Raw genomic sequence first — 17,799 nt, 5'->3', positions numbered from 1 at the left:
AGATAAAATACTCACTCTGATTGTTGCTATACAAGGGCTGTGCGCATTATTTAGTCGCAATTTTGCCCATGAAATATAATTATTATTTAATTAAGCTACCTGTATTTATTTTATATTTAAAGGTGCTTTATATAGCGAAAACAAACATATGAACCAAGTTCACAAATTTACATTAGAGGGCTAAAAATAAATAAAAAAACCAGAGTAGACTGACGAAAAATGACGCTTTGTTATTAAATAGCAACACATAATTACAAATGAAACCCCACTCAGATTACGTTTGGTAAAGATATGGATATGCAAAAAACAGAGATGCCTGAACAGGTGCAAACTCTTAATGTAGAATTATTAGGTAAACCCATTCATATCATTCGCAATAAACTCGAAGAGTTATTGATTAACTCATGCCAACAGCTAAGCCTTGAACTACAAGCTTGGTTAAAAACACAACAAGTGTTAGTCGAATTGGACCATGTTTCGCTTACGGAACTACCGCAAACCAACGTAGATGTCACCAGTGTTTCAGTGCTCAAACATAGCGACGACGGCATGCTCTATGTGTCGATGGAGTCCACCATGCTAATGCGCTTATCTGACCAATTTTATAGCACTAGCATGGAACGCAGCGGTGGGGAGCTCACCAATAGCGACTTGCGACTATTACAGCGCATTGCCAAGTGCACCTCGCAGTGGATAGCGCCAGAAACCGCATGGAAACAACATGAATTTGAGGTTATTCCGGGTATTGGCATTACTGCCACGCTATCCATTCACGTGCGTAACCAACAAGCTCTATTAGCCATCACACTAGACAGTGCCCTGATTCAGACGCTGATCGACGAACTGGAATTAACACCCAATCCACATATGGCAAGTGACTTCAATCATGCCTTGCATAAAACCCCAGTCCGATTGGATGTTCAATTGAGTAAGACCGTGTTGCCTTTAACACAAGTACTCAAACTCAAAGCCGACGACATTCTCCCTATTGAACTGCTCAATAACGCTCCAGTGAACATTGGTAAAGAGACCCTATTCACAGGGCGCGTGGCAGAACAAGAAGGACAACTCGTTTTAATTTTAAATGATGATAAGGAAACCAACCGATGAGCGATTCGCCAGAACAAAGTGTCTTCGACGGTGACGAACTGCGCTTCGATGACTTTCAACTTGAGGACTTTGATACCGACGCCCCAATGGCCGCTCCAGTTCAATCTGAGCGAGATCTTAGCTTCTTCAAAAATATCCCCGTCACTGTGACGCTTGAAGTCGCCAGCAAAGAGGTCGCACTGGGCGATCTGATGTCTGCTGGTGAGGGCAGTATTATCGAACTTGATAAGCTAAATGGCGAACCGTTGGATGTGAAGGTGAATGGTTCTCTAATGGGGCATGCCGAAGTCGTCGTCGTCAATGAAAAGTACGGCCTGAGACTGATTGATGTCGTTGATTCTGCGCTCACTTCTATGGGTAAGTAGCTCGTGAAACTGCGTTTAGCTGGTATCGCTTATCCTTCGAACCTACGCCTGCTCCTCATAGGCCTGGTCATCGTCATGCTCGGTTTGTTTGCTCATCCCGCTTTAGCGGATAACGGGCTGACTTTTCTGACCGTTAACGATGGTCAATCAGAACAAGAATACAGCGTAAAGCTGCAAATATTGCTCTTGATGACAGCTTTGAGCTTTTTACCTGCGTTCATTTTGATGGCCACCAGCTTCACTCGCATCATTGTCGTGTTAGCGATTTTGCGTCAGGCTCTGGGCTTACAACAAAGTCCCCCCAACCGAGTATTAATCGGTATTGCACTCAGTCTGAGCATCCTCATCATGCGGCCCGTTTGGAGCGATGTGTATGAGCACGCTTTCGTTCCTTATGACCAAGGCGAAATCACTTTGATGCAAGCTTTTGCTACCGCAGAAAAGCCGGTACGCAATTTTATGCTCGCACAAACACAACGTAATTCACTCGAACAAATGCTGCGCATTGCCAACGAACCAGTGGATTCAAAAGTGGAGGACATTTCCTTTGCTATTGTTCTTCCAGCCTTTGTGATCAGTGAGCTGAAAACCGCGTTTCAGATCGGCTTCATGTTGTTTATTCCTTTTTTAATCATAGATTTGGTAGTCGCAAGTGTCTTGATGGCAATGGGTATGATGATGCTTTCGCCATTGATTGTCTCATTACCATTTAAATTGGTGGTGTTCGTTTTGGTTGATGGTTGGGCGATGACAGTCGGAACCCTATCCGCCAGCTTTGGCAGTGGATGAGAGCGTGAATCATGACTCCAGAACTGACCGTTACTCTGTTTTCAAACGCCGTCTGGCTCATCATCAGTATCGTCATGGTACTGGTAGTGCCAGGACTGCTTGTGGGTTTGGTTATCGCGGTTTTTCAAGCTGCAACTCAAATCCAAGAACAAACACTTAGCTTTTTACCTAAATTATTGGCCACCCTGTTGATGGTCATTTTTGCCGGGCATTGGATGCTACGCAAAATCATGGAGCTATTCGACTTCTTGTTCCATAACATTCCAGGGATGATTGGTTAATGCAGATTACGTTCGCCGAAATATCTCAATGGTTAGGTCAGTTATGGTGGCCCTTTTTCAGGATTGGGGCTGCCTTTCTGGCCATGCCATTTTTCGGTGATGCGTTAATTCCAGTATGGGTCAGAGCCCTACTTGCTTTATCGATAGTAGTGATCACGGCACCGCTTATGCCTGCAATGCCTGCCGTTGATTTGCTGTCGATGACCTCTCTGTTTTTGGCCTTTGAACAGGCTATGTGGGGACTTTTTTTCGGACTCATACTGCACCTTTTTTTCACCATCTTCACCATGCTAGGGCAAATCGTCTCGCTACAAATGGGGCTTGGTATGGCGATCATGAACGACCCGGTCAATGGACTCTCCGTTGCCATTTTGGGACGAATTTTCTTGCTGCTGTGTACGTTATTATTCCTTGCACTCGAAGGGCATCTTCTGGTCATTGATATTTTGGTGCAGAGCTTTGTGGTATGGCCGGTCGGCTCTGGCATCACCATCGCCTCTTTAGACAATATCGTTTCTTTGTTTGGTTGGATGTTTGCTTCAGCCTTAGCTTTGGCGTTGCCAGCCATCGTCTCCATGCTATTGGCGAACATCAGTTTTGGTGTCATGAACCGAGCGGCACCCAGCCTAAACGTTTACGCCCTTGGCTTCCCAATGACCATGTTGCTTGGTTTGTTTAGCATCTTGCTAACAGTTAGTGGCATCCCTAGTCGCTATACCGCGCTGGTACACGAAACATTGAGTCAACTTAACCTGTTTATGGTAGGGGGCGCATGAGCGAGCAGTCCAGCCAAGATAAAACCGAAAAAGCCTCACCCCAGAAGATCAAAAAGGCGAGGCAGGAAGGTCAAATTCCTCGTGCCAAAGAGTTCACTACTGCGGTGCTGTTTTTGATTGTTGCCATCTATTTTTATAGCCAAATCGGTCGTATTTGGGAGCACATTTCTGGTGTATTTCGCTTCAATATGGCACTAACACGTCAGGACCTAGAAAACCCTAAACAAATGATTGAGCAACTGGGTCAAAGCCTTGGCATCATCATCGAATTACTGCTGCCCATGTTTATGGTAATCGTCATTGCCGCTATCGGCAGTAGCATGATACTTGGCGGTTGGATGTTTCGCCCAGCAAATATCCAACCCAAGTTGAGTAAGCTCAACCCCATTTCCGGTGTTGGACGTATGTTTTCAACACGTTCATTGGTTGAGCTGCTGAAGTCGTCACTCAAGGTCACGGTGATTTTTGCCTTACTGTATACCTATTTGGATAGCAACTTTTCTCAACTACTTGATATGCAAAAGCTCACCCTATCTCAGGGCATCACTATGGTGATGACGATTTTGTTTGAAGGTCTATTACTGATGGGTGTGGCTCTGCTTATCTTTGGCGTGATTGATATTCCTTACCAACGTTGGGAGCATCTCAAGCAGCTTAAAATGACCAAGCAAGAGCTGAAAGAAGAGTACAAAAATAATGAAGGGCGTCCGGAAGTAAAACAGCGTATTCGTCAGATTCAACAGCAGTTTGCACGCCGAAAAATCGACAAAGCCGTCCCCAAGGCTGATGTGGTAATCACTAACCCAACGCACTACGCCGTGGCTCTAAAATACGACACCTCTTTGTCAGATGCGCCATTTGTGGTGGCGAAAGGTATCGATGAGACGGCGATGCACATTCAACGTATTGCCCGCGAAAATCAGGTAGAAATATTACACTCGCCGCCATTAACGCGCTCTATCTACTACACCACCGCCATAGAGCAAGCGATCCCAAGCCAGCTCTACATCGCCGTGGCACATATTTTAACTTACGTGATGCAATTAAAGGCGTTTCGCCAAGGCTCGGGAGACAAACCGCTACCACTTCCCGTGTTCTCAATACCTAAACATTTGCAACACTAACGGATAACTAGAACAAGTAACAAAGGAACTCTCATGTTGAATCGTCTTAAACAATTTAGACGCTCAGGAAAAGGCTATATTGGCATCCCTATTGTGTTGCTGATGATTTTGGCGATGGTGATTTTACCATTGCCACCTTTGCTACTCGATGCGTTGTTCACGTTCAATATTGTTCTGGCTATTTTGGTGTTACTGGTCAGTACCACCGCCAAAAGACCGCTCGACTTTTCCATCTTCCCAACCATTTTGCTTATCGCAACCCTAATGCGACTCACCTTGAACGTGGCCTCGACTCGTATTGTTCTACTCGAAGGCCATAATGGTGGAGACGCGGCTGGTAAAGTTATCCAAGCCTTCGGTGAAGTCGTGATTGGTGGTAACTACGTCGTAGGTATGGTGGTCTTCGTCATCTTGATGATCATTAACTTTGTGGTGATCACCAAAGGTGGTGAACGTATTTCTGAAGTTTCGGCTCGTTTTACCCTTGATGCGCTCCCTGGCAAACAGATGGCGATCGATGCAGACTTAAACGCAGGACTGATTGATCAAGAAGCGGCAAGACAAAGACGTAAAGAAGTCGCCAACGAAGCTGATTTCCACGGTTCGATGGATGGTGCCTCTAAGTTTGTGCGTGGCGATGCTATCGCAGGCTTAATGATTCTGTTTATCAACATTATCGGCGGTATCAGTATCGGTGTGTTTGAACACGGCTTACCCGCTTCTGAAGCTTTCAAGACCTATGCACTACTGACCATCGGTGATGGCTTAGTGGCACAGATTCCATCACTGTTACTGGCAACGGCAGCGGCCATCATTGTTACTCGCATCAATGACAGCGATAACGATATGACCGATACCATGCATAAGCAGTTATTGGCGACGCCAGCAACCTTATACACGGTTGCCGCCATTATGCTGATTATTGGTCTAGTACCAGGCATGCCACATCTCGCCTTCTTCACGTTTTCTGGTGTATTAGCGTTTGCAGGCTGGCGTCAATCCAAAGCTCCTGTTAGCGACCCGCAACTTGATGAAGTTGAAGCGATTTCTGCTGCCATGCAAGCAGACAATGAGCAACCACTATCTTGGGATGATATCCCACATGTACACAGCTTATCGCTAGCTTTGGGTTATCGATTGGTTCACCTAGTGAATAAAGAGCAAGGTGCGCCGCTGACACAGCGTATTCGAGGGGTACGTAAAAATCTTTCCGAACAAGTGGGCTTCTTAGTTCCAGAGGTGAGTATTCGAGACAACCTGAGTCTTAAACCTAACCAGTACACCTTATCACTTAACGGTGAAATCATCGAAGAAGGCTTTATCGAACCCGATCGTCTGATGGCTATCGCTGTTGGTGAAACGTATGGCGAAGTGGATGGCATCTTAGGCAGTGACCCTGCTTATCATCTGCCGGCTGTTTGGATCGAACATAAAGACAAAGCTAAAGCGCTTAATATGGGCTATCAAGTCGTCGATGATGGCACCGTTATCGCTACACACATTAGTAAGGTGATGAAGTCGCATCTAGCGGAGTTATTTACTCATGATGACGTGGATGCAATGAATCTGCGCTTAACCCAACAAGCACCTAAACTCTCCGAAGCGCTCGGTGCAGCTTTAAACCCAGCACAACAGTTAAAGGTGTACAGGCAACTACTGCTCGATCAGGTTCCTCTTAAGGACATTCGCACCATTGCCAATACCATGCTGGAATCAGCAGAAAATACTAAGGACCCTATTCTTATTGCTGCCGACGTGCGTTGTGCACTGCGCCGCACTTTAGTTAACCTTGTGGCTGGGCAACGTAAAGAGCTAAGCGTGTACGCACTTTCTGATGAGCTCGAACAGATGTTGATGACGTCACTACAACAAGCTCAAGCCAATGGCAGCGTCATGTTAGATAGCTTCCCAATTGAGCCCAATATCCTAAGTCAATTCCAGCAAAACTTACCGCTGATAAAACAGCAGCTTAAGCAACAAGGGCTTGCGCCCATCTTATTGGTCATGCCCCAGCTAAGACCTTTGATCGCTCGATATGCCCGCACCTTCTCGCAAGGATTGGCGGTACTGTCTTATAACGAAATCCCAGAAAACAAACAGATAAACGTGGTAGGAAACCTTGGATAACCTAACTTCAAACCAAGCGCTGTATCGCTACCTACATCAGCTAGTGGAGCAGCATGTCGTTACGGAAGACGACCAGATTATTTTTGACGCTTTTGAACAAAATGACATTCGCCATGCCTGTCAGGCCATTCGCGACACCAAAAACGGGGAAGTCGAGTTTCAGCATTTAACGCTGCGATTCGGCAGCCAAAGTGAGCAAAGCGTCTACCAGTTTGACCTTTCTGATACGATGCGCTTTTGTCTCGATTTGTACAGTTTGTATCTCGCCTTGCGCCAAACCAAGTTCCAAATAGAGACCTTTCACCCAGATCTCACCAGTAATGTCGTCGTGCCTATTAGTAGTGATGCCCTGCTGTGGGAATCGGGTGAGCACTTTCTCAAACAAGTGATTCGATACCACGCAGGCGCGTTCTACCATATTATCCCTTCACTGCAACTGGGTGAGACCACCCCTTTGCATGAGCGGGTTAATGCATTAACCGAAACCCTCAAAGAGCAAGCTTTCGCATTATGGTTCGACGTTGACCCGAGCCAAGGTATGTTCGAACAGTTACTACCCTTCGAGCCCGATGCGCTCAAAGTAGCAGCAACGTTAGAAAACAAACAAGACCGAACACGGTTATTACCTTTGGTGAAATTCTGTCGTAATCATAAGTTAGCTTGGGTGGCAGGACGAATCAGTAATCAAGATGAACTCACCCAATTTAAGCGCCTTGGTGCCAGTCATTACTTTGGCTACTTCAGTGATATTCCGACCTCAATGTCATTTAAGTCATTCGGTGATGCCGGTAATGATGAGTACTAACCAAGCGCTTATTTAAACCACATCGGCGCCTCTCCTTTCACTCTTTCTAGCAGAAAAGAGAGGCCAACCTCCCTAACAAAATCGCTATTTTTCGGAATAAACCTCACACTTTCCCATCCAAAATCAATAATTTCCAAGTTTTTTTCATTTTCCAATTAATCCTAGAAATTAACCGACCGCCTCTTGTTAGTGAGCGGGGCGAATGTCCCACATTGATATAGATTCAAGGAGAATGACAATGGCTTTATCGATGCACACTAACTACGCTTCGCTAGTTACACAAAACACTCTGAACAACACAAACGGTCTGCTAAACACAGCAATGGAGCGTTTGAGCACAGGTTACCGCATTAACTCTGCAGCAGATGATGCAGCAGGTCTTCAAATCTCTACTCGTTTAGAATCTCAAACTCGCGGTATGAACGTTGCAATGCGTAATGCACAAGACGGTATCTCAATGATGCAAACTGCTGAAGGTGCGATGGACGAGATGACAAACATCGTTTACCGCATGAACGACCTAGCAACTCAAGCATCAAACGGTTCTGCTTCTACTGCTGACAAAACTGCACTGAACAAAGAATTCCAACAGCTTAACGAAGAGCTAGTGAACATCATGGATTCAACTAACTTCGGTGGTCAAAAGCTGTTTAACACGACTGGTTTCGCTGCGGGTGCAGTTAACCTACAAATCGGTACTAATGCTGGTGAGCAACTAGCAGTTGACGTATCTACAGACATCACAGCTCTAAACACAGCAATCGGTGCAGCTGGTGGCTTTGCTCTAGGTGATATCTCGACAGAAGCTGGTGCTCAGACAGCACTTACTACTCTAACAGGTGCAACAGGTGACACAGGTCTTCTTGCTGATATCGGTACTACACGTTCAAGCTTTGGTGCGAACATCAACCGTCTAGAGCACACTATCGTTAACCTTGGCAACATGGTTGAGAACACATCTGCTGCGAAAGGTCGTATCACTGACGCTGACTTCGCTGTTGAGTCTTCAAACATGACGAAGAACCAAATGCTAATGCAAGCGGGTACAACAGTTCTGTCGCAAACTAACCAGCTACCTGGTATGGCGATGTCACTACTTCGTTAATAAAGCAAGCATCCTTAATAATTGGTGCGGTGATCGCTACCAGCCAACCGCATCGGTTATTTTTGGATATGATGAATTTTCCTTCGTTAACTATTCATCCGTCCTTTTAACCTCCTTCGGGAGGTTTTTTCATTACTAGGTGGTGCTTGATGGGATGTGAAGAGATGAAAACAAAACTAACTCTGAACCCAGATCTCATATTGCCACTTATCTTATCACCAACGATTAATACCTCTCACCGTCAAGTCGCCTTAACCCTCTGAGTAATAGGCAGTTTACTGGTGGAAAAGCGGAACTAGCACAATGGAAACCCCGCTTCCGCCCACGAGAGAAAACTATCCTAACCAATTGAATTTTAATGTTTTAAATCATGGCATACATCTTGATTTAACCCACTAAGAATACTGTGCTGTCCATCCCTATTGCACGGCGAGCAGCAAAACTAAGGAGCACTCCAATGAGTTCGTTTGACCCAATCACTATGGCGACCAACCTTGCCACTTATGATGTGCAGCCATTTCAGCAGCGCTACCAAATGCAAGCGGATAAGTATCAGGCTCAAATTACTGCGCTAGGTAAAGTGGAATCGGCATTGCGTGAGTTCCGAACTGCCGTAACCAACATGAACAGCAGCAGCTCGAACATCATTAAGAATACGGCAACGGTTTCACAAGAGGGTTTCCTTTCTGCGACGGCCAATGCCAGTGCCATGGCGGGCAGCTATCAAGTGTTTGTGGAACAAGTTGCCACCGCACACCAACTCTCAACGGGTATGCCAGCCGACCTAGATGCCAACACTGAGATTCCAACAACAGGCACGCTCGATTTAACGGTTGACGGTAAAACCCTATCACTCGATCTATCAACAGTTGATACCGACGGCGATGGCAAAGCAACTATGGCCGATTTGGTTTCAGCTATTAATAACGACCCTGATAACCCAGGCGTCAATGCCACTCTGGTTCGTTCCAATGGCCAGACACACTTCATGCTGTCGAGTACTGAAACGGGTGTTGCCAATACTGTAAACGTGTCAGCTTCAGGCACTGGAGCATCCTGGTTTGAAGATGCCTTTACTAACACCAGCAATATCAGTACACCGCAAGATGCCGTCATTTGGCTAGGCGCTGAGGGTAGCGGCCTAAAACTGACCAACAGTAGCAATACCTTTACTGGCGTTATTGATGGTGTTGACCTGACGGTCAGTAAGGCGCAGGTCTCAGAAGAGCAACCGCTGACGCTGACTATTGGTGCCGATGATGAAGCGACAAAAGAACAAGTTAACGCCTTCATTGACGCTTACAACACTCTGATGTCTACCATGGATGAATACACTGGTATCGGCGGGGAGGATAAAGCACGTGGCGTGTTAGCGAGTGACCCAACACTTCGCTCTATTGAAAGCCAACTTACCAGCATTATTCGTGGTGAATACAACGGAATGCGCCTAAGTGAAGTGGGTATTGAGATTGATCGCAGCGGCAAGATGACACTGGATACTACCAAGTTCGAAGAGGCGCAAAAAAATAACAGTGCCGCGCTAGAAGCCATGTTTAACGGCGACGGTAATCTTCTGGATTCCATCGACACCATGGTTGACCCATTTTTGAAGTCGACCACCGGTCTTTTCAAAACCCGTAAAGACTCCTTACAACAGAACATTTCGCGCATTGACGACAAACAAGCAACGTTAGAGCGCAAGTACGACATGGCGTACAGCCGCTACCTCAAACAATTCACTCAAATGAACACCTTAATGACACAAATGAACCAAACCATGAGCATGTTTGGTTAGGGCTAGGAGTACAAAATTATGCTAATGGATTCAGGCTACGACTCATATCAGCAGGTCGATTTAGATGCCCAAGCAGCAGCCGCAAACCCACATCAACTAGTGGTGATGCTGATCGACGGTTTACTTAATGAAATTGAACGTGTGCGCGGTCATATAGGCGCAGGGCGCTTAGCTGAAAAAGGTGATGGTATCAGCAAGTGTATGAACATTCTTGTCGGCCTCGATAGCGCACTTGATGATGAAAATGGTGGCGAAATCGCCGAGAACTTGCACCAACTTTATGACTTCTGCCAAATCGAACTCTATCAAGCCAGTATTCACAATGACGTGGAAAAACTCGCCAGTGTAGAGCGTGTGATGGGCAATATCAGAGAAGGATGGTTGAATTTTGGCAATCAAGCATAAGGTGTCCCCTGAGCGATTCCGACACCTCAGTAAACTTATTGAAATCGCGACAAAAACGGAAGATTGGCACGCACTAAAACGCTACGACGTACAGCTTCGTGAGCTTTTGGACACCCATAGACCTTACTTAAAGGACCCTAGGTTAGCGCCCGAAATTCGCCATGCTAGACAGACTCATTTAGCGGCGTACGAAGCGTTGTCCGTTGCAACCAGTGAACTCAAAAAACGCCTCCACAGTGTGAGCGAGGAAAAAGAGCGAACGGTGGCTTATCAACTTGCGATGACATTGGAGTAACCCCATGCTAACCATGACCAATATTCAAAGTGGTGACAGTTCGGCGCGTGTTAGTGATGGTTCATCAAACCAGAGCATTAATGCAGCAAGTACCTCATCACCTAAGGACGCTGCTGTCCCTTTTGGCCAGCTCGTTAAAGCGCCAAAACAACACGATCAATCCGTGGTTGATGACCCTTTGTTAACCAACGAGGCAGATAACGCTGACGAAAGTGCTGTGCACGCTACACTAGCGACACTGATTACCGAGCCAGAGTTGCCTCAAGGTTCTGCCGTTGCAACAAGCCAAACACCTGCAACCTCACTGCAGCAACAAGCTTCCGAGCTACTTAGTCAGTTTGTGGTCAATGCCAATACACGCCATTCCGCGGCACCTCAAGTTGAGGCACATGTCGCTCACCCATCAATAGCGATAGGTAAAGAAAACTCACCACGTAGCTCGGTCAACTCGGCTCTGCTGGTGACACAAGCAGCTCCAGACAACACCATCTCTCGCCCCATTAATGCAGAGATAGCTAACTCACTAACAAACTTAAGTAGCCAGCCAGTGACAGCCCAACAAACTCAAGGTCACCAGACTACTCCTGCGCCAGTATCCACCACACCTTCCACAACAGAATGGGCACCGGTTCGAGTGGACACTCAAGCAGGTAAATGGGGGGAGCAAATGCTGCAAGTGCTCAACGACCGAGTCACTCTACAAGCTCAACAAAACTTGCAAGAGGCTCGGATCAGATTAGATCCGCCTGATCTTGGCAAATTGGATCTTATGGTTCGTGTTGAAGGCGATCGCTTAAGTGTGCAAATCAATGCCAATGCCGCTGCTACACGCGAGGCATTAATGCAGGTCTCAGAACGTCTTCGATTTGAACTGCAAAATCAGAACTTTATGCATGTTGACGTTCAGGTCGGTACTGGAGAAGGCCAACACGAATCACCGCAGCATAGTCAGGAGGAAGAGTCGACGGTTCTCGCCTCTCGTCGCTTTGATGATGACTCTTCATTTCAATCCACCTTTACCACTGCTGAACACTGGCTCAGTACGCAAGCCTAGTGCTATGCACTAAGTACCTCATAGGAAATAAATTATGACTAAACCGCAACTCTTCGCCATGTTCATCGCCATGATAGTGACCAGTGCCTTGGTCTCTGCTGCTACTGTGTTTGGTGCAGCCTGGTATTTAAAGCAAGCGGGCGATGACCGCAGCATGATTGAAGACACTCCACTGTCGTTTTTGACCCAAGACAACCAAAATAGCCAAGGCCCAAGCTTTCAATCATTGGACAAGGTAGTACTGAGTGTCAGAGGCAAGAAGCAAACTCACTTTGTAATGATCGAGCTAGCGGTAGAAACTCGCCGCCCAGATCGACTGCAGAATATCAATGACTACATGCCCATTGTCCGCAATGCCATGCTCAACTTGTTCAGCCAAAAAACTTATGAAGACCTTCATGGCGAACAAGCCCTTGCATCGCTACAGGACGAAGTAAAAAACACTGTGATGATGGCATTTGCTAAAACTGAGGTGATACGCGATATCGACGATGTACTGCTTACCAAGTACGTCGTGCAGTAGAGGCCGCTTATGTTGGATATGAATTACACGGACAGTTATGGTGTCGCCGACGAAGTGAATTCGCCAACGACACCCATTGATGAAAATCGTCTTCTGAGCCAACACCAGATTTTGGTGAAACGAGTGGTCAATCAACTGCGTAACCATGCTACGACCCATTGCAGCATCGAAGACATGCAGCAAATAGGATTGATAGGGTTACTGGAAGCAGGGCGTCGCTATGGCAATATCGATGACCCCAACTTCCCTGCATTTGCTGTGTGTCGTATTCGAGGCTCTATTTTGGATGAGCTACGCCGACTTGATTGGCGTTCACGTAAAACACGCCAGCAAGCGCATGAGCTCAACGATATCACCCGCGATCTCACCAAAGCACTGAAACGAATGCCGACGGAGCAAGAGATCATTAAAGCCCTCGGCACCGATCAAGCGGATTATCACACTCGGCTCAGCGCCTCAATGGCTGGCGAGATGCAAAGTCTCGATCAGTTGATAGAAAAAGGGCTGGAAGGTCAGGTAGATAGTGCTTATGAAGGCATGAGCCATGAACATATTCGCCGCAGTCTAGAGGTCGCTCTCGCAAAATTGCCAAAACGAGAACAACTGCTGATGACACTGTTTTATCAGCACGAACTCAACCTACATGAAATTGCCTTGGTACTCGAACTGACACCACCACGGATCTGTCAGCTCCACAAACAAGCGCTAAAACAACTCAACCAATTACTATCTTCTTAGGAGTCACATATGCAAAAGTTTATGGGCGCGATCATTATTCTGATGTGTGTCTTCGGCGGTTACGTTTGGGCCGGGGGAAGCATGATGGCCATTTGGCAGCCAGCCGAATTTCTGATCATCATAGGTGCCACAGTCGGTTCATTGATCATAGGTAACCCTCCGCAAGTCTTGAAAGAAATGCGCAGCCAGCTTCGCTCTATTATGTCACCTCACAAGGACGAGCAAGCGTTCTACATGGAATTAATGGCATTACTACAAGTCTTGTTAGAAACCGTTCGCAGTGGTGGCTTCAAAGCACTCGATAAACATATCGAGAACCCTGAACAAAGCCCGATTTTCAACCGTTACCCACTGGTTAGCCGTGATTATCGTCTTGTTTCTTTCATTACCGACAATTTGCGTTTAATGGCAATGGGACAAATGTCGCCTCATGAATTAGAGGGACTACTAGAGCAAGAGATTGAAGCGATTGAATCAGACCTGCTGCTTCCATCTCGCTCGATGCAACGTACGGCAGAAGCTCTACCCGGTTTTGGGATATTGGCGGCCGTTGGCGGGATCATCATCACCATGCAAGCTATTGATGGTTCCATTGCCTTGATTGGCTATCACGTCGCCGCCGCTCTAGTAGGTACATTTTTAGGTATTTTTGGTTGTTACTGCTGTTTAGACCCAGCCAGTAATGCCATGGCTCAACGCGTTAAGCGTGATATGTCAGCCTTCGATTGCATCCGCGCGACACTGGTCGCCTATGTAGCGAAGAAGCCGACATTGCTCGCGATTGATGCTGGCCGCAAACACATTCAGCTCGACATCAAACCAACCTTTAATCAAATGGAGAGGTGGCTAGCTGAACAGGAGGGATAATGCAAAAACAAGAGCAAGTCGTCTTTAAGCGTTCAGGACGCCGCCATGACCATGAGTACCATGGCGGTGCTTGGAAAGTCGCCTTAGCCGACTTTATGATCGCGTTAATGGCTCTGTTCCTCGTGTTATGGGTAATGCAAGTGGTCGACAAAGAAGAGCGCAAAGCGATTGTCGCCCACCTACAAATGGCCAGTGTTTTTGATAAGAGCACTGGCAGCCTTTTCGATACTTCACAAAGTATCTCCCCTATTGATCTTGCCTCCGACTCATCGGTGACCAGCCGTCATGACTCAGTGCATACCGTGACCTCTTTTTTCCAGGGTGATCGCGATGGACCAGAGTCTGACTCGCTGATAAACGGCACCTTTGATACCCAAGAGCGCTTAGAAGCCTTGGCGAAAGTGGTCAATGAAATGATGCGCCAGATTAATGCTGATGGGAACGTTGACGTCACGGTCACCCCACAAGGCTTAAGAATCGTGCTGCAAGATGACTACAAACAAAACATGTTCCGACGAGGTGGTTCAACGCTTACTCCTTTCTTTGAAGACCTGTTATTGGCATTAGCACCGGTATTCCAACGCGTTGAAAACCCGATGATCATCAGTGGACACACCGACGCAACTCAATACCGTAAAGCGTTTAGTAGCTCCTCTAACTGGGAACTGTCCTCGTCTCGAGCCAATAGCGCCCGACAAACCTTGGTCGCTGGCGGTATGCCTGAGCAAAGAGTGCTACAAGTCACCGGAATGTCTGACCGAGCGCTGCTCAATCAACAGGATCCTAAATCGAGTGAGAACCGCCGTATTGAACTGTTTATCTTGACCACTCCAGCTGCCGAAGTGATCAGCACCTTATTTGGCGAACAGCCGACTAACGAGGTCGAAAAGGCACGTGAGAAGGCTCAGTTTAATCAACCTGTGTTCCGAACCGATACCATTCGCTTTGAGTCGGAAGGCACCTCTTCCGTTGAGCCACAAGCACTTTAGCTTGCGTGCTTAATCAGGTGTTCTATGCTTAGGTAGAACACCTAAATATGCTAATAATTTCTTATTGATTTCATCGAAGTAGAGCGTGTTATGCGTCAAACTCATCCTCACATTGCAGACAGCAAATCTGACCCGCTTCAAAAAGCATTTTTGTGGCTGATCATTATTGATTACGCGTTGCTTGCTCTGTTTTTAAGTCAGTTATCCACGCTGTCTTTAAAAGGAGGAACGGGGATCAGCTTGCTGCTCGTAGTCTATAACGGCCTACTGACTTTCCTCTGCTTCCGCCGAACCAATAAGCGCGACGCCTACATCATCTACCCCACTCTTTCAGCGACGCTGTTAGCGTTTATCTGCTTTTTGTATTTTTTCTTTTTGGTGTGACTTAAACCCTATTTAATAAGTCATTTACCTCAGGTGTCATCCCCCCCAAAAAAACGTTCATCATTCCCTTGAAAAAGGGAATCTCATACAGTGCATCTCAAACCTAAATAACATGACTTACGCTCTAATTTTCAGTCATCTACGCGAATTAGAAATTCTTCGTTGTCACGAAGATGACGGTCTATTTGAGATTGCAGGAGACAGGATGCTGCCGTGACAATTTTTCTTTTCACGGGCAGCTGCAAATCCTCACATCCGAGAGGAGAATGATTTGTTTCCGAGGTTTTTCGAAGGGATTATTTAAGCAAGGCAACTACAGTATGACGACGAACATTCGCTTGTGCGTTGAGGGCTTTAAATGTAGTGGTGAAGTCTTGAGAGAGCTGAGTGAAGTCATTGAGCTTTTGGGAAACTTGTTCTGAAGATGGCACATTAGACTGGCTTTGAATGCGCGTCATTTGGGTATTCAATTGAGATTGAAATTGTCTGGCTTCGTTTAAGCTTATTTGTGCTTGCTGTAGATGTTGATTGACCTTAGCAATGGACTGTTTGATTCCATCTCGAGACGCTAAGTCGAATTTTAACTCCGCCATGCCATCAGGCTCAGCTTGAATATTGAATGCGTTCGCTTGTCCGGCAGGGAAACGGTGTCCTTGCCCAGTGACCAGCACTTGTTGCTGCATGGCCGCATAAGCAGATTCATGGACATCAAACAAAATGCTGCCATCCTGCGATAAAGAGGCTCGCATACCCATAGGTATTAAGCTGCGATCGAGCTGTTTCACCGTTCGAACACCATCAGATTGGCCATCAAACTGCAACACAACCGAACCGCCACTTGGGAAATCCAGTCGAATTTGCTCGGCTCTTTCGCTCATACGATGGACGTTAAGTCCTGGAATAGAAAAACGGCGCACATCGGCGGTATCGAGCTTAAGGTTAAGCTCATTATCCACCACTCGCTTGCCATCAAACCTCGCTTGATTCAATGTCGCTTCAATCGTGGCTTTAGAGCGTGCCAACGAATCAGGCATGTTACTGTTAACACCATGCGAAAGCGCTTGGGTCAGTTGGCGTTTAACTTGGGTGAGCTCTTTACCGACACCTTGCAGTGCCTTAGTGGCAATCTGCACTGAAGTAGCGTGTTGCTGACCTTGTGTAAGCAACACGCCTGAAAGTGAATAAGCTGACGTAATGTCAGCTTGAGGTCTTAGCAGGCGCTTTGACAGTGAGGTACTGGTATCAGTGGACGCTTGTGAGGGCGCGATACTGGCCGCTTCTTGCCCTGTTAGCTTGATACTATGCGGTCTAACTTCAACCGTACTTACTGCCATAACACCTTTCCTTGTTAACTAATTCTTAGACCTAAATACGGTCGAAAAGCGAGAGATCGTTAATTTTTACATAGCTGGCTTGAGTTGCTTGTAATGCTGCCATGTAGTTGCTGAGACGAACGGATGCTTCACCATAATCCAACGCAGAAATATCACTGGTCACTTTATCAACGAATAGCTTGTTTTCACCGTGTGCGCCATCCATCAAATCAAGGTTATTGTGGCGACCACCGATCTCTGTCATCGCCCCAAGCACGTTACCCAAGGTATCATCTATGGCGTTCAGGCTAGCATCAACTTCAGCTTGGAAATTTGGACTCGGGTTCTTAAATTCGACAATCAACGCATCGATTTGATTAAGTACGTTGTTTCCTCCGCCAAGCTCAAGAATATCCTTGGCCGTCATGTTCGACTCCATGGTGACGCCTTTTGCAACCGTCACCACTCGCTTATCGCTGTTACCATCCACGACATAACCTGCCCCAGAGTTTGACAGTGCTGGCGTATCAGTTTTGGTGCCTGAGAACAAATAGTGGCCTTCTTCATCCTGAGCATTAAACGAAGACTCAATGGAATCACGTAGACTTTCCAGCTCGGTGATCATGCCGTCGCGGTCTTCGTCCGTTAGCGTGCCATTAGAACCCCACAGCACCAATTCACGCATACTTTTTAAACTCTCATTGACCGAATCAAGATAAACCTCTTGGCTTGATAGCGTGGTTTTCACATTAGCAATATTGCGTTGATATTGATTAATTGCGCTGCCTTCACGGTCGAGGTTCAACAACTGAATCGAGGCCATTGGGTCATCAGACAATTTAGTTAGCCGATCACCGGTCGCCATTTGTTGTAGCACTTTGCCAAGCCCAGCATTATTGGTCTGCAAGCTTTGCAGCATCATCTGGCTAAATTGAGTATCACTGATTCTCATAC

20 protein-coding genes are annotated in these 17,799 nt (G+C 46.6%); 18 read left to right on the top strand and 2 right to left on the bottom strand.

Annotated elements, in window-relative coordinates; translation table 11 throughout:
- The first annotated feature begins 291 nt into the window (after positions 1–291).
- The 18 genes from HOP38_RS16875 (at position 292) to HOP38_RS16790 (ending at position 15,532) form a co-directional block, all read left to right on the top strand.
- Complete coding sequence (locus HOP38_RS16875; protein ID WP_242456553.1) at positions 292–1,110, top strand: FliM/FliN family flagellar motor switch protein; 819 nt, start codon at positions 292–294, stop codon at positions 1,108–1,110.
- Positions 1,107–1,475, top strand: a complete 369-nt coding sequence (gene fliN, locus HOP38_RS16870; RefSeq protein ID WP_038228711.1) for a flagellar motor switch protein FliN — start codon at positions 1,107–1,109, stop codon at positions 1,473–1,475. The genes HOP38_RS16875 and fliN overlap by 4 nt, the downstream gene beginning before the upstream one ends.
- Positions 1,476–1,550: 75 nt before the next feature.
- Positions 1,551–2,264 (top strand): flagellar type III secretion system pore protein FliP, encoded by a 714-nt coding sequence (fliP, locus tag HOP38_RS16865; protein WP_050798619.1) that lies wholly within the window; start codon positions 1,551–1,553, stop codon positions 2,262–2,264.
- An 11-nt stretch (positions 2,265–2,275) separates the two neighbouring features.
- Positions 2,276–2,545: a flagellar biosynthesis protein FliQ gene (gene fliQ / locus HOP38_RS16860; protein WP_006072158.1), complete on the top strand. Its 270-nt coding sequence runs from the start codon at positions 2,276–2,278 to the stop codon at positions 2,543–2,545.
- The gene (gene fliR, locus HOP38_RS16855) at positions 2,545–3,321 is read left to right on the top strand and encodes a flagellar biosynthetic protein FliR (protein ID WP_006072156.1); all 777 of its coding nucleotides are present in this window, start codon (positions 2,545–2,547) and stop codon (positions 3,319–3,321) included. The genes fliQ and fliR overlap by 1 nt, the downstream gene beginning before the upstream one ends.
- Positions 3,318–4,445, top strand: a complete 1,128-nt coding sequence (flhB, locus tag HOP38_RS16850) for a flagellar biosynthesis protein FlhB (protein WP_198558541.1) — start codon at positions 3,318–3,320, stop codon at positions 4,443–4,445. Before fliR ends, flhB begins: the two co-directional genes overlap by 4 nt.
- A gap of 33 nt (positions 4,446–4,478) precedes the next feature.
- The gene (flhA, locus tag HOP38_RS16845) at positions 4,479–6,572 is read left to right on the top strand and encodes a flagellar biosynthesis protein FlhA (RefSeq protein ID WP_198558540.1); all 2,094 of its coding nucleotides are present in this window, start codon (positions 4,479–4,481) and stop codon (positions 6,570–6,572) included.
- Entirely contained in the window at positions 6,565–7,377 is an 813-nt protein-coding gene (locus tag HOP38_RS16840; RefSeq protein ID WP_006072151.1) for an EAL domain-containing protein, read from the top strand. The genes flhA and HOP38_RS16840 overlap by 8 nt, the downstream gene beginning before the upstream one ends.
- Before the next feature lie 238 nt (positions 7,378–7,615).
- Positions 7,616–8,482: a lateral flagellin LafA gene (lafA, locus tag HOP38_RS16835; RefSeq protein ID WP_006072148.1), complete on the top strand. Its 867-nt coding sequence runs from the start codon at positions 7,616–7,618 to the stop codon at positions 8,480–8,482.
- Positions 8,483–8,939: 457 nt separating this feature from the next.
- Positions 8,940–10,277 carry a flagellar filament capping protein FliD gene (gene fliD, locus HOP38_RS16830; RefSeq protein ID WP_198558539.1) on the top strand — a complete coding sequence of 446 codons (1,338 nt, stop codon included), beginning with the start codon at positions 8,940–8,942 and terminating at the stop codon, positions 10,275–10,277.
- 18 nt (positions 10,278–10,295) lie between these two features.
- Positions 10,296–10,682, top strand: a complete 387-nt coding sequence (gene fliS, locus HOP38_RS16825; RefSeq protein ID WP_006072145.1) for a flagellar export chaperone FliS — start codon at positions 10,296–10,298, stop codon at positions 10,680–10,682.
- Entirely contained in the window at positions 10,666–10,977 is a 312-nt protein-coding gene (locus tag HOP38_RS16820) for a hypothetical protein (RefSeq protein ID WP_006072143.1), read from the top strand. Before fliS ends, HOP38_RS16820 begins: the two co-directional genes overlap by 17 nt.
- A gap of 4 nt (positions 10,978–10,981) precedes the next feature.
- Positions 10,982–12,031, top strand: coding sequence for a flagellar hook-length control protein FliK (locus HOP38_RS16815; protein ID WP_242456552.1), 1,050 nt, complete (start codon positions 10,982–10,984; stop codon positions 12,029–12,031).
- Positions 12,032–12,065: 34 nt separating this feature from the next.
- Positions 12,066–12,554 carry a flagellar basal body-associated FliL family protein gene (locus HOP38_RS16810; RefSeq protein WP_031493313.1) on the top strand — a complete coding sequence of 163 codons (489 nt, stop codon included), beginning with the start codon at positions 12,066–12,068 and terminating at the stop codon, positions 12,552–12,554.
- Between the two features lie 9 nt (positions 12,555–12,563).
- The gene (locus HOP38_RS16805; protein WP_006072137.1) at positions 12,564–13,292 is read left to right on the top strand and encodes a FliA/WhiG family RNA polymerase sigma factor; all 729 of its coding nucleotides are present in this window, start codon (positions 12,564–12,566) and stop codon (positions 13,290–13,292) included.
- A 9-nt stretch (positions 13,293–13,301) separates the two neighbouring features.
- Positions 13,302–14,159 (top strand): flagellar motor stator protein MotA, encoded by an 858-nt coding sequence (gene motA / locus HOP38_RS16800; RefSeq protein ID WP_006072135.1) that lies wholly within the window; start codon positions 13,302–13,304, stop codon positions 14,157–14,159.
- Positions 14,159–15,148: a flagellar motor protein MotB gene (locus tag HOP38_RS16795; RefSeq protein ID WP_006072134.1), complete on the top strand. Its 990-nt coding sequence runs from the start codon at positions 14,159–14,161 to the stop codon at positions 15,146–15,148. The genes motA and HOP38_RS16795 overlap by 1 nt, the downstream gene beginning before the upstream one ends.
- A gap of 90 nt (positions 15,149–15,238) precedes the next feature.
- A complete protein-coding gene (locus tag HOP38_RS16790; protein ID WP_006072133.1) occupies positions 15,239–15,532 on the top strand; it encodes a hypothetical protein in 294 nt (97 codons plus the stop codon).
- 296 nt (positions 15,533–15,828) lie between these two features.
- Here HOP38_RS16790 and HOP38_RS16785 read toward each other — a convergent pair whose 3' ends face one another.
- On the bottom strand, positions 15,829–16,866 hold the full coding sequence (locus HOP38_RS16785) for a flagellin (protein WP_198558538.1): 1,038 nt from the start codon (positions 16,864–16,866) through the stop codon (positions 15,829–15,831).
- Positions 16,867–16,897: 31 nt separating this feature from the next.
- Positions 16,898–17,797, bottom strand: a complete 900-nt coding sequence (flgL, locus tag HOP38_RS16780) for a flagellar hook-associated protein FlgL (RefSeq protein ID WP_006072129.1) — start codon at positions 17,795–17,797, stop codon at positions 16,898–16,900.
- Positions 17,798–17,799: the final 2 nt, after the last annotated feature.

Origin of the sequence: Vibrio mediterranei, assembly GCF_013364395.1 — a bacterium.
GTDB classification, from domain to species: domain Bacteria; phylum Pseudomonadota; class Gammaproteobacteria; order Enterobacterales; family Vibrionaceae; genus Vibrio; species Vibrio mediterranei.
This window is presented reverse-complemented; position numbering and strand designations above follow the sequence as displayed.